At 35.6% G+C, this 15615-nt stretch carries 16 protein-coding genes; 7 read left to right on the top strand and 9 right to left on the bottom strand.

The genetic code is table 11. The annotated features are described in order from the left end of the window. Positions 1-7: 7 nt before the first annotated feature. The 5 genes from G9Q29_RS00740 to G9Q29_RS00720 form a co-directional block, all read right to left on the bottom strand. Complete coding sequence (locus G9Q29_RS00740) at positions 8-418, bottom strand: hypothetical protein (RefSeq protein WP_166132602.1); 411 nt, start codon at positions 416-418, stop codon at positions 8-10. Between the two features lie 127 nt (positions 419-545). Continuing rightward, positions 546-1553, bottom strand: a complete 1008-nt coding sequence (recA, locus tag G9Q29_RS00735; protein WP_166133504.1) for a recombinase RecA — start codon at positions 1551-1553, stop codon at positions 546-548. Positions 1554-1733: 180 nt separating this feature from the next. Then, positions 1734-2243: an acyl-CoA thioesterase gene (locus tag G9Q29_RS00730; RefSeq protein ID WP_166132601.1), complete on the bottom strand. Its 510-nt coding sequence runs from the start codon at positions 2241-2243 to the stop codon at positions 1734-1736. Between the two features lie 53 nt (positions 2244-2296). Continuing rightward, complete coding sequence (locus tag G9Q29_RS00725) at positions 2297-2680, bottom strand: DoxX family membrane protein (protein ID WP_166132600.1); 384 nt, start codon at positions 2678-2680, stop codon at positions 2297-2299. A 4-nt stretch (positions 2681-2684) separates the two neighbouring features. Next, positions 2685-3833 carry a DNA polymerase III subunit gene (locus G9Q29_RS00720; protein ID WP_166132599.1) on the bottom strand — a complete coding sequence of 383 codons (1149 nt, stop codon included), beginning with the start codon at positions 3831-3833 and terminating at the stop codon, positions 2685-2687. 284 nt (positions 3834-4117) lie between these two features. Between G9Q29_RS00720 and G9Q29_RS00715 the strand changes: the two genes are divergently transcribed. From G9Q29_RS00715 to G9Q29_RS00700, 4 genes are all read left to right on the top strand, one after another. Next, positions 4118-5305, top strand: a complete 1188-nt coding sequence (locus G9Q29_RS00715) for a phosphoglycerate kinase (protein ID WP_166132598.1) — start codon at positions 4118-4120, stop codon at positions 5303-5305. Between the two features lie 377 nt (positions 5306-5682). Then, on the top strand, positions 5683-7695 hold the full coding sequence (locus G9Q29_RS00710) for a LysM peptidoglycan-binding domain-containing protein (protein ID WP_166132597.1): 2013 nt from the start codon (positions 5683-5685) through the stop codon (positions 7693-7695). A 48-nt stretch (positions 7696-7743) separates the two neighbouring features. Further along, positions 7744-8727 (top strand): DUF4837 family protein, encoded by a 984-nt coding sequence (locus G9Q29_RS00705; protein ID WP_166132596.1) that lies wholly within the window; start codon positions 7744-7746, stop codon positions 8725-8727. A gap of 38 nt (positions 8728-8765) precedes the next feature. Then, positions 8766-9212: a GNAT family N-acetyltransferase gene (locus G9Q29_RS00700; protein ID WP_166132595.1), complete on the top strand. Its 447-nt coding sequence runs from the start codon at positions 8766-8768 to the stop codon at positions 9210-9212. Here the strand turns inward: G9Q29_RS00700 and G9Q29_RS00695 are convergent, their stop codons facing one another. The 3 genes from G9Q29_RS00695 to rnpA form a co-directional block, all read right to left on the bottom strand. Beyond that, positions 9213-10019 carry an OmpA family protein gene (locus G9Q29_RS00695; RefSeq protein WP_166132594.1) on the bottom strand — a complete coding sequence of 269 codons (807 nt, stop codon included), beginning with the start codon at positions 10017-10019 and terminating at the stop codon, positions 9213-9215. Then, complete coding sequence (locus G9Q29_RS00690; RefSeq protein WP_166132593.1) at positions 10019-11653, bottom strand: S41 family peptidase; 1635 nt, start codon at positions 11651-11653, stop codon at positions 10019-10021. The genes G9Q29_RS00695 and G9Q29_RS00690 overlap by 1 nt, the downstream gene beginning before the upstream one ends. Before the next feature lie 107 nt (positions 11654-11760). Next, on the bottom strand, positions 11761-12183 hold the full coding sequence (rnpA, locus tag G9Q29_RS00685; protein WP_166132592.1) for a ribonuclease P protein component: 423 nt from the start codon (positions 12181-12183) through the stop codon (positions 11761-11763). Positions 12184-12310: 127 nt separating this feature from the next. Here rnpA and G9Q29_RS00680 point away from each other — a divergent pair, with 127 nt between their 5' ends. The 3 genes from G9Q29_RS00680 to G9Q29_RS00670 all read left to right on the top strand — a co-directional run bounded on the left by G9Q29_RS00680 (position 12311) and on the right by G9Q29_RS00670 (position 14779). Next, positions 12311-13045, top strand: a complete 735-nt coding sequence (locus G9Q29_RS00680) for a lysophospholipid acyltransferase family protein (RefSeq protein ID WP_166132591.1) — start codon at positions 12311-12313, stop codon at positions 13043-13045. 10 nt (positions 13046-13055) lie between these two features. Next, a complete protein-coding gene (locus G9Q29_RS00675; protein WP_166132590.1) occupies positions 13056-14045 on the top strand; it encodes an acyl-ACP desaturase in 990 nt (329 codons plus the stop codon). A gap of 80 nt (positions 14046-14125) precedes the next feature. Beyond that, on the top strand, positions 14126-14779 hold the full coding sequence (locus tag G9Q29_RS00670) for an HD domain-containing protein (protein WP_166132589.1): 654 nt from the start codon (positions 14126-14128) through the stop codon (positions 14777-14779). A gap of 43 nt (positions 14780-14822) precedes the next feature. Here G9Q29_RS00670 and G9Q29_RS00665 read toward each other — a convergent pair whose 3' ends face one another. Then, positions 14823-15605, bottom strand: coding sequence for an enoyl-CoA hydratase/isomerase family protein (locus G9Q29_RS00665; RefSeq protein ID WP_166132588.1), 783 nt, complete (start codon positions 15603-15605; stop codon positions 14823-14825). Positions 15606-15615 lie beyond the last annotated feature (10 nt).

Genomic DNA, 15615 nt, shown 5'->3' with positions numbered 1-15615 from the left:
AGAATGATTAGTTGGTAACAGGAATTTCTACCTCCTCAAAGATATTATTTCCTGCAGCATCTTCGCCTTTATAGAATTTAAAAATGTAAGACCCCGTATTGGTTACAAAAAATTGAAAAGAAGTTTCAGATTCTGGCGGAAGTGCTGCATTACAAACTTGATCGTTATCTACCACGGTTTGAACACCAATGGTGCGCACATTTAAGTTTTTATCATAATAGATTCCCTGATAATAATGACACGATGTTGGTTTTTGGTATTTTAAAGTTATTGTATACGTTTCGCCCAATTTAAATTCAGCAGGAACGGTATAACTCGCTATTGGTAATACCTCGTAAGTGTAATTATTGGAGTCGTTATCAGTACTACAAGATGCCATACTGACTAATAGTAAAGTAAGTGCAATTAGCTTTTTCATCATGTTTGTTTTAAAGATAAATATTTTCCGCTTACTGTTTTACTTGGCGGCTAATTTGTAGATGTATAGACTTTTGAAAGGTTGCGTTTGGGCTAAAAAAAAACCCGAATAAATCGGGTTTTAAGTTTTATGCTTCAGCTAATTCTTTAATTTTAGCTTTTATTTTTTCCTCTAATTCATCAGCTAATTCTGGATTGTCTTTGATTAACGATTTAACCGCATCACGACCTTGTCCTAATTTTGTTTCGCCGTAGCTAAACCATGAACCTGATTTTTTTACAATTTCAAATTCAACTGCTAGATCTAAAATTTCACCAGTTTTTGATACTCCTTCGCCGTACATGATATCAAATTCAGCTACTTTGAAAGGTGGTGCAACCTTGTTTTTAACAATTTTTACTTTGGTTCTGTTTCCAATTACATTTTCACCATCTTTAATTTGAGTAGAACGACGGATGTCCAAACGTACAGATGCGTAAAACTTTAAAGCGTTACCACCGGTTGTTGTTTCTGGATTTCCGAACATTACACCAATTTTTTCTCTTAATTGGTTAATGAAAAATACAGTACAATTTGTTTTACTGATAGTTCCTGTCAATTTACGCAACGCTTGTGACATTAAACGAGCATGTAAACCCATTTTAGAGTCGCCCATTTCGCCTTCAATTTCACTTTTTGGTGTAAGCGCCGCAACCGAGTCAATTACAACAATATCAATTGCGCCTGAACGAATCAAGTTTTCAGCAATTTCCAGGGCTTGTTCTCCGTTATCAGGTTGCGATATGATTAAGTTTTCGATATCTACGCCTAATTTCTCAGCATAATTTCTATCAAAAGCGTGCTCTGCATCAATAAATGCAGCAATTCCGCCTGCCTTTTGAGCTTCAGCAATAGCATGCAGAGTTAAAGTAGTTTTACCAGATGATTCTGGTCCGTAAATTTCGATGATACGTCCTTTTGGGTAACCTCCCACTCCAAGAGCTAAATCTACTCCCAAAGATCCTGAAGAAATTACTTCTACCTCTTCAATGGCTTTGTCTCCCATTTTCATTACGGTTCCTTTACCGTAAGTTTTGTCTAGTTTGTCTAGCGTAAGCTGTAGTGCTTTTAATTTTGATTCTTTTTCTGTGCTCATCTTCTCTTTTGCCTTTTCTTTCATTTAATTGCTTTTTTTATCGCTGTAACCGTTTGAATTGTTGTGAATTGCAATTCAGTAGTTGATTTTGATTTTTAAGATTTGTTTTCGTAAAAATACTTTTTTTTTCAATTGAAAATTTTTCTGTTGGTAACAATTTACCTCTGCAATATTATTTTTTTATACAAATAATGCTCGCAACTCTGTAGCTTCTTCGGGTTTCATTTTTCCGGCCAATACCAGACTCAATTGTTTTCTGCGCAAAGCAGCTTCAAATCGTTGTTTTTCTAGATCGGTTTCAGGTATAATTTGAGGTACTTCAACAGGTCTTCCTGTATCATCTACGGCTACGAAAGTGTAAATGGCCTCGTTAGCTTTAGTTTTGTTACCAGATTCGCGGTCTTCTACCCAGATGTCAATGTAAATTTCCATTGAACTTTTGAACGAACGCGACACTTTGGCTTCGACCGTAACTACACTTCCAAGAGGGATTGCTCTGTTAAAAGCCACGTGGTTTACTGATGCTGTAACTACAATGCGGCGCGAATGTCTGCGTGCAGCGATACTTGCGGCACGGTCCATACGTGCTAGTAATTCGCCACCAAATAAATTATTTAGCGGATTGGTTTCGCTTGGTAAAACCAAATCAGTAAGTGTGGTTAAAGATTCAGAAGGATATTTTGCATTCATAATTTTTGTAAAACTAAAAAGGTTAAAGTTGGGTAACGCGCTTGTACTTTGAATTAATTTAACCAATACACGGCTAAAATTGCGGGAATAAAATAAATGACAATTGTTCTGGCACCATCATAATCTTTGGCTAAACGTTGACCAAACAACAGCATCAGTAATGTGATGCACGAAAAAACAGCTCCGTAAAAACCAAAAACTCTACCATTGTTGATGAATAATTCAACGCAACCTACTACGCTAAGTACTCCTGATATTAGTTCTAAAACTAGAATGTTTCCTAATGCAAGTGGCACTTGATTTTTAAGCGGAGTATTAGCAAAATGGCCTTTTAACCATTCTACGTTATCTTTCCAATAAAATAGTTTATCGTAGCCTGATTGTAAAAAAGTAATGGCCAAAAAAATCAAAATTAAAATAGAGGTAATGTTGTTCATGTGTTTATTTTTTGTGGATTAAACGGGTAAGTCTTATGGATAAATCAGTCAATATGATTTTTGCGTTTCCGTTACGTTCGATATGATACATTGCATTAGATAGCTCAGTGAAAATGGCTTGAATGTTATTTCCGTTCACGAAGGGTGCAAAATTTTCGAGCTTGAATTTTTCGACTTTTGGTTCAATGTAAACTAAGTTTTTGGTCTCGTAATTGAGCAGTAGCGCTTGTCGGAACATTTCGATGCAAAACTGTAAAAACTTCTTTTGTGTTTCACGACCCAAAGCGGCCACCAGTTCGCTCCATTGAATTAAATCTTGAATGGCTGCTGCATTTCCTTTGGCTCTAAATGCTGCACGAACCCAATCAACAAACCACTTTTCAAAAAAAACAGTTTCGCTATCGGGTTGCAATAATTGCAATGCTTTATTGTAGTTGCCTTGTGCTTGATGTGCAATACGTAAGGCTTCATTTGCTGCAATGTTTTGGGTTTTTACTAAAGCATCTGCAATTACGGTTTCGGGTAAACCATTAAAATGCAATACTTGACAGCGCGAACGAATAGTTTGTAAAATATTTTCCTCGTTTTCAGAGATTAAAATAAAAACCGTTTTATCGGTTGGTTCTTCTAGTAATTTTAGCAATTTGTTAGAGGCAGCCGTATTAATTTTATCGGCCATCCAAATGATCATAATCTTATAACCACCCTCAAAGGATTTAAGTGCTAATGATTTTAAGATTTCCTGCGCATCATCAACTCGAATTTCACCTTGCTTGTTTTTTACGCCTAGCATTTGATACCAATCAAACAAACTTCCGTACGGATTATGCTCTAAAAATTGGCGCCATTCGGCTATAAAATCAATACTTTTAGGTTTGGTTTTTACATCTTCGGTGCTTACCGTTGGGTAAATAAAATGCAAATCTGGATGCGAAGTTTTTTCGAATTTTAAATTGCAGGCACTATTTTCGCCAGTATTTTCGCCATTTTGATTGTTGCAAATAATGTATTGTGCATAAGCAATTGCCATTGCAAGTGTGCCACTTCCCTCAGGACCTACGAACAACTGTGCATGTGGAATACGACCTAAATTAGCACTTCGTGTCAAGTGATTTTTAATGTGTTCTTGCCCTAAAATTTCTGAAAATTGCATGTAGCAAAGATAGCAGAAAATGGTTTAGTCTAAAAGTTTAAATATCAAACTTTGCAATGTCAACCCGCTAGTCTAACAGTTAAAATCAACTTGATAAAAGTATTTTGGTGTTTGTTACTATTGCTATAATGCAAGTTATTCGACAAAAAATAACATTATTTATTGATTTACATCGATTTCGTTGCTGTTAATTTAGTTTTCAATCTTTTTTGGAATTTATTACTAATTTAAAAGTTCTATATTTGTTGCTCTTGGACGTATAATTAATCTAAAAATACACACTGATGAAAACACTAAATGATTTCGATTTCAAAAATAAAAAAGCTTTAATTAGAGTAGATTTTAATGTGCCTTTGGACGAAAACTTCAATGTTACTGATGCTACACGTATCGAAGCTGCTAAACCAACCATACAAGCTATCTTGGCGCAAGGCGGTAGTGTCATTTTGATGTCGCATTTAGGAAGACCAAAAGGTGTAGAAGAAAAATATTCTTTAAAACACATTTTAAAAACTACTGCTGAGGTTCTTGGCGTACCAGTCCAATTTGCAGCTAATTGTGTTGGTGAAACAGCTACAACAGCGGCGTCTCAATTGAAAGCAGGTGAAGTGTTGTTGCTAGAAAATTTGCGTTTTCATACTGAAGAAGAAGCGGGTGATGTTGCTTTTGCAAAAGAGCTTGCCTCATTAGGAGACGTGTACGTAAACGATGCCTTTGGTACTGCGCACAGAGCGCACGCATCGACTACTATTATTGCTCAGTTTTTCCCAGAAAGCAAATGTTTCGGTTTGTTATTAGCCAAAGAAATAGAAAGCTTAAACAAAGTTTTAAAAAATAGTGAAAAACCAGTAACAGCAGTTCTTGGTGGATCAAAAGTGTCATCGAAAATTACGGTTATTGAAAACATTTTAGATAAAGTAGATCACATGATTATTGGCGGTGGTATGACTTTTACTTTTGTTAAAGCGCTAGGCGGAAAGGTAGGAGATTCTATTTGCGAAGATGATAAACAAGAATTAGCTCTTGAAATTTTACGATTAGCTAAAGAAAAAGGCGTTCAAATTCATATTCCAGTTGATGTAATTGCAGCAGATGATTTTTCGAATACAGCTAACACAAAGGTGGTTGATGTAAATGAAATTCCTGATGGATGGCAAGGTTTAGATGCAGGACCAAAATCATTAGCAAACTTTAAAGAAGTAATTCTAGCTTCAAAAACTATTTTATGGAACGGTCCATTGGGCGTTTTTGAAATGGAAAGTTTTGCAAATGGGACTATTGCTTTAGGCAATTTTATTGCTGAAGCAACTTCTAATGGTGCCTTCTCGCTTGTTGGTGGTGGTGACTCTGTTGCCGCAGTAAAACAATTTGGTTTAGAAGACCGAATGAGCTACGTATCAACCGGTGGAGGAGCAATGCTTGAAATGCTTGAAGGCCAAAGTTTACCTGGTATTGAAGCAATTTTAAAATAGTTTTCGATTAAAAAAATAATCAAGCTTTGTTGCTTTTTTTATAAATACACTAGTCCTGTAAAAACCTTAGTACTTTACCGTAACTAAGGTTTTTGCACGTTAAGAGGTTATTTATCAAATGAAAAATAGATGAAAAACTGAATTTGTATTGCAATTGTACTATCGCGATTAGTTATTTACTTACTTTTTGGAGAGATATTTTTAGTAATTTCATTTTTTTAACCTGAAAACAGTTCTTAAAGTGACTAAAATTCTTTCTAAAAGGAGCAAAGATTGCATTTTTAACAATATTTAGTGAAATTTTTAGTTTAAACCTCTTAAGTTTGTGAAAAGCAAATTTATAATCATTTGAAATATAGGTCTTTGATCGTGAAAATATGAATGTAAAAAATACCATTGCCGCAATTGTACTGTTTATTTCAGCGCAAATGTTTGCACAAAACAATCAGGAATTACAAGCTAATATAAAACTAGAACCGAAGATTTCATACCTGGATTCTATTAAAAAAACATTTGTCAAACATCGATTGGCTGCAAGTGTAGACAGTTTGTGGATTAAAGAGTTAACTAGTTTAGATCTGTACAATACAATTTCTGATGATATTCAGAATGGGAATTTTGATCAAAAAATTGATTTTGAACTTCCAACCGATTTGCTTAAAAAACGTTTGGCCGCAATAGATGCCAAGTCTCCGTTTAATATTGAGTACAACATAGGTTTAGAAAATATTATTAAATCCTTTTTAAAAAATAGAAAAAGATCTTTTGAGCGTTTGATGGCCGTATCGGAATACTATTTTCCGCTTTTCGAAGAAGCATTGGCTAGAAAAAACGTACCGTTAGAAATTAAATATTTAGCCGTAGTAGAGTCGGCACTAAACCCTAAAGCGGTCTCTAGAATGGGAGCTACTGGTTTGTGGCAATTTATGTATCAAACAGGAAAACAATACGGATTAAAAATTGACTCGTATGTTGACGAGCGCAGTGATCCACTAAAAGCAAGCGAAGCAGCCGCGAATTATATGACCAATATGTTTAAGATTTTTGGCGATTGGGATTTGGTTCTTGCCTCTTACAATTCAGGGCCAGGCAATGTTTCGAAAGCAATTCGTCGTTCTGGAGGGCAACAAAATTATTGGAACATTCGTAAAAATTTACCCAAAGAAACTCAAGGGTATGTTCCTGCATTTTTAGCTACAATGTACATCTACGAGTACCATAAAGAGCACGGAATTGTTCCTGAAAAAGCTTTTATCAAACACTTTGCTACCGATACTATTCGCATCAAGCAACAGCTAACTTTCAAACAAATATCTGATTTATTAGATGTTCCCGTAGCACAATTACAACTTTTAAATCCTTCGTATAAATTAAATGTAGTTCCGTATTACCACGATCAAGAACATTTTTTGCGTTTGCCACAAGACAAAATTGCTGTTTTTGCTTCTAACGAGGACAAAATGTATGCTTATGCAAAACACGAAATGGATCAGCGTGAAAAACCATTTCAAATGTCTAGAGCTGTTGTAGTAAAAGACAGCATCGGTACTAAAGCAAATGATTCTGGTCCTAAATCATCTTTTTATAGAGTACAACGCGGTGATAATTTGACAAATGTTGCGGCTAAATATGATGTTACTGTAGCTGAGATTAAACAATGGAATAATTTAAGGAGCAATTCACTGGCTTACGGAAAAAGCTTGAGAATTGAACCTCCTACAGGTAAACAAGATAAGATTATAACAAAGTCAATTCGAGAAACAAATCCTGTGGTTGCAGTTAGTACAAGTTCAAAAATCGTCAAGGATGATAAAGAAGCTACCACATCATCAGAGGCAATTTATGTAGTACAAAAAGGCGATAACTTGGGTAATATTGCCAAAAAGCACAATGTTTCTGTAGCTGATATTCAAAGTTGGAATGGCCTTACTACTGATGCTGTTCAAATAGGAGCTACCATACAAATTGCTAAATTAGAAGTAGATACAAAACAAGATCTAGCAAATGCTCAGGAGCGCAGAGATGTTGAATATGTAGTGCAAAAAGGCGATAACTTAAGCGCAATTGCATCTAAATTTGGAACTTCTTTAAGTGATATCAAACAATGGAATAAGTTAAATGATAACACCATAACAATTGGTAAAAGCTTAATTGTTGCCAAAGATGAAATTGCGATTGTAACCGATAAGGCCTCAGTAAATTCTTTTAAAACTAAAGCTTCAGCGATGAAGAGCAAAGGTTCAAGTTCTGATTATTACGTGAAAAAAGGAGATTCATTATTCAGTATTGCAAAAAAATATCCGGGAGTTACTACCTCCGATTTGAAAAAATGGAACGGTATTAGCGGTGAACAACTGAAACCTGGAATGAAGCTAAAAATTAACGGATAAACCGATTAACTTCAATAAATTTGGGTTTTATTTTATAATCAATTCGTGATGCGTAAAACCTATTTTTTAATGTTGTTTGTGTCTTTGTTGTTGTTTTCTTGTAAAAAAGAAAGCAGCGAACGCAACCGTCAATCTTCAGGAAAAATAAATACAATTTCCGTAATTATTGATGATCAACTGTGGAATGGTGAAATTGGAGATAGTATCAGAAACAAGTTTGCCTCGCCAGTAATTGGACTACCTCAAGAGGAACCCTTATTTAATATCAATCAATACCCTGTTAAGTTACTTGAAGGTTTTATGACCGCAACTCGAGCTATTATTGTTGTTAAAAAAGCAGACAAGAATACTTTCGAAATCAAAAAAAATCAATACGCCTCTCCTCAAAATGTTTTCCACATAACTGGTAAAACCGCAGCCGATATTATTACTTCTCTTGAAAGTAACGCTCCTCAAATGTTGCAAATTATTAAAAATGGAGAATTGGCTGAAACCCAAAAACAGCATCAATCAGCGCTTATTGATCCAGCAATTATTAAAAATAAATTTCATATTGGCATTGCTATTCCTACAGGCTATGTTTATGTTTTGCAAAAACGTAACTTCATGTGGCTAAAAAAGGAAAATATTGGAGGTAATACGAGTATTTTGGTGTACCAAATTCCGTTGGGAAGCATTAAAAAAAATTCCGAAGCTAGTAGTAGCATTATCAAAATGCGCGATTCTATTGGTAAATTATACATTAGTGGCAAGGAAGCCAATACCAATATGATTACTGAAGAGGCATATGCTCCGTATTTTGCAAAAATAGAGTTAGATGGTAAAATGACCTACGAGACCAAAGGAACTTGGCAATTGAATAATGATTTCATGTCAGGACCTTTCATCAATTACGCGATTGTTGATCGTGCCTACAACAGAATTTTAGTATTAGAAGGTTTTTGTTACGCGCCATCCAAAGATAAACGCGATTTAATGCACGAATTAGAATCCATTATAAAATTAGTCAGAGTTGTAAAAAGAAAGCGTTAAAATGCTTTAATTTGCACTTCAAAAATAAATAGAACACAATGACAATTCAATGGGAAATTAAGGCATTTGATGCGCTTACAGTACATGAGCTATACGATTTATTGCAACTGCGTAGTGAGATATTTGTTGTAGAGCAAAACTGTGTTTACTTAGACCTTGACGGAAAAGATAAAGTAGCCTTGCATCTTTTAGGAGTTTATGATGGTGCAATTGTAGCACATTCTAGATTGTTTCCTGCTGGTGTTAGTTTTGATAATGCATCAATTGGTCGTGTTACTGTATCTGCAAAGTACCGAGACAGAAAATGGGGTCATGAATTAATGCAACACTCTATTGCTGGCATTGCTACTCATTTTAACGAAACCAAAATCACAATTGGAGCGCAGTTGTACTTGAAGAAATTTTACGAAAGTCACGGGTTTATTCAAACCAGCGAAATGTATTTAGAAGATGATATTCCGCATATAGAAATGGTGCGCGAGTAACTAAATTTTTAGGATTAAAAATTCAACGCGTCGGTCTAATGCATCTCCTTGACCTAAAGGATATTTGTTACCGCAACCCACATATTGCATGCGTAAGCTGTTAACGCCTTTTGAGAGCAAGTAGCGGTATACGCTTTTGGCACGGTTCAAAGACAATTTTCGTTCTTTTGTATCTCTGTCAATTGCATCTTCGTAATAATTTGGTGTGCAGCATACATGGCCTCTTATTTCAAACTCTAAAGTTTTTTTCTTTTGCAATAGGATCACAATCTTGTCAAGTTCGTTTTTGGTAGCGGCTGTTAATTTGCTGCTTCCTAGCGGAAACAAAATTGTTTCTAAGTAAATGCGGTCACCAACTTTTTGATTGTCTCTAAACGAATTGTAAATTCCTTTGCCATAGCTGTTCTTTTTGACCAAGAACAAGTCGACTCTACGATTTTTAGATCGTATTTCGGATAAATTTTCAATATCATCTTTTTGAATGATGACACGACCTTTGCCTTCAATAATCACAATTTTATTTTGATTGAATCCATTGGCAGTCAGGATATCTTGCACTGTCATCACCCTTTTTTTAGATAAGTCGTAGTTGTAATCTTTTGCGCCGCGGTCATCGCAATACCCAAATATTTGTATAGATTCGATTTTAGTAGTATCGACGGTTTTCATAAAATCAACAATCACTTGTATTTGATCTTCGGGTAATTTGTGTTTGTCAAATTCAAAATATACCGTAGTCACTGCTCTGTTTTGAGAGTAGCAGGAACTAAAAATCAAAACAATAAACAAGTGTAGCAATTGTTTCATTACATTTTTAAAATGGCTTTATATTCGGTAGCTGAGTTGAGTATGCTTACCCCTTTCTTAATCTCTGCGTTGTTTTTAGTGTAATACTGATACAAACCCTCTTGATACTGATATCTCTTGATGATTTCGTCAAGTAATAAATTCTTGATTTCTTTTTGGTGTTTGTCTAGCAAAGCATTTTCTGATTTTTGCAAAGCGGTCAATAATTGTTGGTATTCGGCCTGAATCGATTCGTCGAGATTTTCTTTTTTGGCTGCAGCCAAAGTGTTTTTTAGAGCTATTTCAGTCTCTGTGTCAAAATTAAATTTTTGGACTTTTAAAAACTGCTTAAAGTCAGCATAATCCGCATCGGTAATCACAGGGATTTGCTTTCCTAAGTTCGGATTTTTATAATAATACACGGTGGCATAATTAAAAATTCCATCATTTCTAAGTAATGCATTGGTAATCGGGCTTGATTTGGCTTCGTCTAATTCTACGTCGGGTTGAATACCGCCACCATCATACACGGTGCGTCCTTTTCGGGTTTTAAAAGCATTAAAATTCTTGGCTTCGGTTTTAATAGCCATGCCATTTTTGTCTTTTTTAGAATAATCCAAAGCTTGAATACATCTGCCTGAGGGCGTGTAATAGCGAGAAATAGTCACTTTTAGTTGTGTGCCAAAGGTTAAGTCAACGGGTCTTTGAACCAATCCTTTTCCAAAACTGCGACTGCCAACTACAACGGCGCGGTCCAAATCCTGCAAGGCTCCAGCAACAATTTCAGAGGCGGAGGCACTGCGTCCATTAACTAAAATTACCAAAGGAATTGCAGTGTCTACTGGGCTTTGAGTGGTTTTGTAAGTGGTGTTGTGTTTTTCTATTTTCGATTTTGTAGTTACGATAACTTCGTTTTTTTCTACAAAAAGATTACAGATGTTTACTGCTTCATTTAATAAACCGCCCGGATTGTCGCGCACATCCAAAATAATGCGTTCAGCGCCTTCTTTTTTGAGTTGTTCAAGTGCTTCTTTAGTTTCATTCGAAGCTTTTTTGTTGAAATGCGCCAAAACGATATAGCCGGTTTTGTCGTCAATTTTTGCAAAAAACGGTACTGATTTAATAGCGACTTCGTCCAGAACAATTTCGGTGGTATTTGTTTTTCCTTGGCGGAGGTACTTGATAGCAATTTTGGTGTTTTTGGCACCTTTTAAAAGTTGCGAAGCATCATCTTTAAAATCAGCTAAAAGCACATCTCCAATTTGAATAATGGCATCGCCAGGACGCAAACCTGCTTTGTCAGCCGGAAAGTCTTTGTACGATTCTTTGATAATCAACTGATCTTCCTTGCGGGTTAACATGGCACCAATACCAGTGTACTCGCCAGTATTGTTGATCTTAAATCGAACGACATCTTGCTCATTAAAATAAACTGTGTACGGGTCTAAGTTGGCAAGCATCCCTTTGATTGCTTTGTCCATTAGGTCTCCCGGATTGGTTTCATCAACATAATTCCTGTTCAATTCTTTGAAAAGAGTGGTGAAAATTTCAATTTGCTTGGCTATTTCAAAAAAGTCGTCTTTAAAACTGCTTCCAATAAACAGAAAAGAGGAAGCAACAACTGGAATTATAAATTTTTTTTGAAGAAAGTTCATAGGTTGGTGTAAGTAAATTAGAAGTCACTAAAATAACAATAAATCGCTTAATAGTTGGCTATTGACAGCTGAAACATTTGATAGAATTTTCAAATGTCGTTAACCTTTTACGATTTAGTACTGTCTTGGTTTTCGGTTGTTGGTTTCGGACTGTTTTGAGCCACAAACTTTTCAAACAATTGTTTTGTTTTTGTGTTTATTTCTTGATAAGTCAAGCGTTCTTTGGTTTGGTAAAAAAACATAAACGAATACGGTTGGTCCAGATTATCAATCAAAAGGTGTTTGTTTATTCGGTACGTTTCACGCAAAACACGCTTAAAGTAATTGCGATCTACTGCTTTTTTAAAATTCTTTTTTGAAACTGAAACTCCCATTTTTATTTTACCGTCCGATGTGTCGTTTGGGCCAAATGAACCTGCTTTGTAAACCAATCTCAAAGGGTATTTTGAGACAGATTTGCCCTCAGTAAACAACAATCCGATAGTGATTTTGCTCTTTAATTTTTCTGATTTTGGGTAGGTGAAATTCATTTTTGCTGACTAAAAAATTGGTAGTATAACCCGCAAATTTACGATTTAAGCAATAGCAAGTATATTATTTTGCGTTTAAATAGTGCTAAAAATATATTTATTACTTTTGTCGCAAAATTGTAACAGCATGCAAAAATTAATTTCCTATCCTATTTCCGTAATTTATTATCTGTGTTTCGGTCTTACTTTGGTTATTTTTCACCCTATTCAATGGGTTTGTTTCAATGTTTTTGGCTACCAAGCCCACAAAAAAAGTGTTGATTATTTGAACTTTTTTCTGGTAAAGTGTACCAATTTATTAGGAACACGCTATACTTTTAAAAATGTAGAGAGTATTCCGAAAAATGTACCCTTGATTTTTGTGTGCAACCACCAAAGTATGTATGATATTATTGCAATGATTTGGTATTTACGCCGTTTTCATTGTAAATTTGTCAGCAAGAAAGAACTAGGCAGCGGTATTCCTAGTGTTTCCTATAATTTACGTCACGGCGGATCAGTTTTAATTGATAGAAAAGACCCTAAGCAAGCCATTCCGGTTATCAAAGGATTGTCTGAGTATATTGAAAAATACAAACGATCAGCAGTTATTTTTCCTGAAGGAACCCGCAGTAAAACTGGTGTTCCCAAAGCTTTCTCTCAAACAGGTTTGAAAATTTTGTGTAAAAACGCACCTTCAGCCTACGTAGTTCCTGTAAGCATAAACAATTCTTGGAAAATAGTTAAATATGGGTTTTTCCCCGTAGGTTTAGGAAATCGCCTTACCTTTGTAATACATAAACCGCTAGCAGTGAGTGAATACAATTTTGCTGATTTAATGGAACAAACCGAAACAGCAGTTGTTCAAGGAATAAAAATTTAATTTATATATAATGTCAATAAAAAACATTCGATTAGAAGTAATGCAGTTTTTGGAAAAAAACGTAGATAGCTTTGTCGATCAGTACCTGATTCCTGTTGAAAAAATATGGCAACCAACTGATTTTTTACCTAATTCTCAAAGTGAAACTTTCTTTGATGAGGTTAAAGAATTACGCGAAATAGCCAAAGACTTACCATACGATTTTTGGGTTACGCTTGTAGGTGATACCATCACAGAAGAAGCTTTGCCAACCTACGAATCATGGTTGATGGATGTAGAAGGTGTTGATAACGTAGAGCGCAACGGTTGGGCTAAATGGATCAGACAATGGACAGGTGAAGAAAATCGTCACGGTGATCTATTAAACAAATATTTGTACTTATCGGGTCGTGTAAACATGCGCGAAGTTGAAATGACTACACAACACTTAATTAACGACGGTTTTGATATTGGTACGGGTACAGATCCTTACAAGAACTTTATTTACACCAGTTTTCAAGAGTTAGCCACCTATGTATCGCACAACCGTGTGGCGCAAATGGCTAAGAAATATGGCGATAACAAACTATCTAAAATGTGTAAAATGATTGCTGGCGATGAAATGCGTCACCACCATGCATACAGTGAATTTGTGAATCGTATTTTCCAAATTGATCCAAGCGAAATGATGTTGGCTTTTCAATACATGATGAAAGCTAAGATTGTAATGCCAGCTCATTTTTTAAGAGAGTCTGGTGAAAAAATAAGTACTGCTTTTGAGCAATTTTCTGATTCTGCACAACGTATTGGTGTATATACCGCTGCTGATTATGTAGATATTATGCAAAAATTAATTGATAAGTGGGAAATTGATAAGATAGGAAACTTAACTGATGAGGCTGAAAAAGCGCGTGATTACTTGATGAAATTACCAGCTAGAATGGCTAAAATTTCAGAGCGATTGGTAATTCCGCAAGAATCTCACATATTTAAGTGGGTTGAGCCTGCTTTGGTGCGTTAGTCAAGTTAAACAAAATTATGAAATGTTGAATGCTATTGTATAAACGATAGTGTTCAGCATTTTTTTTAAACTAAATTTTAATGAGTTCAGAACAATTAATTACAGATACAATTGCTTTTGTAAAACAAGAATTGCAAAATGCAGAGGGCGGTCACGATTGGTTTCATATCGAGCGTGTGTACAAAAATAGCTTGCTTATTGCCAAGACAGAAGCCTGTGATGCTTTGGTAGTACAACTCGGTGCTTTGCTGCATGACATTGCTGATAGTAAGTTTCACAACGGAGACGAAACGGTAGGCCCGAGAGTAGCCCGAGACTATTTAGAATCGAAAGCAGTGACTCAAGATGTTATTGATCATGTGGTGCTCATTATTGAAAACATCTCGTACAAAGGCGGTAATTTTGAAAAGAAATTCAGTTCAAAAGAACTGGATATTGTTCAAGATGCCGATCGATTAGATGCGATTGGAGCTATCGGAATTGCCAGGACGTTCAATTATGGCGGTTTTAAGAATAGAACGCTCTATGACCCTGAAATTGCCCCAAAAACATCTATGAGCAAGGAGGAATATAAAAATAACGATTCGCCTACGATCAATCATTTTTATGAGAAGTTATTGCTTTTAAAAGATAAAATGAACACCGATACTGGCAAACAAATAGCACAACAGCGTCATAAATACATGGAAGGTTTCCTTTCTCAATTTTATGCCGAATGGGAAGGAGAGAAGTAGTAACAAAAAAAGAGAGCTTAAATGGCTCTCTTTTTTTTGTTTTTTATTTCCCAGTAAAAACTGCTTTTCTTTTTTCTAAGAAAGCCGTTGTTCCCTCTTTAAAATCTTGCGTTCCAAAACATTTACCAAAGGCTTTAATCTCGGCTTCGTAGCCGTTCTTTCCTTCTTTAAAGTTAGCATTTACGGCCTTGATAGCTTTGCCAATGGCATAAGGAGAGTTTTTAATTATTTTGCCAGCAATAGTCATACAAAACGCTACTAGTTCTTCTTGAGGTACCACGTGATTAACTAATCCCATTCCGTGCGCTTCAGTAGCAGTAAGCATTCCGGCAGTCATAATAAGTTCCATAGCTCGACCTTTACCAACTAGTTGCGGCAAACGTTGCGTTCCTCCGTAACCCGGAATTACACCCAATGAAACTTCAGGTAAACCCATTTTGGCATTGTCTGATGCTACTCTAAAATGGCACGCCATCGCCAATTCTAAGCCGCCACCTAACGCAAACCCGTTAACCGCTGCAATTACAGGAGTTTTTAAATTTTCTATGAAATCAAATAATTTTTCTTGCCCTTCAGCAGCCAACTGTGTTCCTTCTTCAATTGAGAAATGAGCAAATTCTGAAATATCAGCACCGGCAACAAATGCTTTTTCACCGCTACCAGTTAGTACAATAGCTCTTATTTCGTCATTTTTGGCTAATATTTTGAACGCTTTGTGCAAGTCAGAAATCGTTGCAACATTTAGCGCATTGAGTTTTGTAGGACGATTGATGGTAACTGTGGCAATGTTATTTTCAGTTGTAATTAAAATGTTTTCGTAGTTCATATATTTTGTT

Source organism: Flavobacterium turcicum (assembly GCF_011365745.1).
Classification (GTDB): domain Bacteria; phylum Bacteroidota; class Bacteroidia; order Flavobacteriales; family Flavobacteriaceae; genus Flavobacterium; species Flavobacterium turcicum.
The sequence above is the reverse complement of the archived record's forward strand: the minus strand, read 5'-3'. Positions and strand labels throughout refer to the sequence as shown.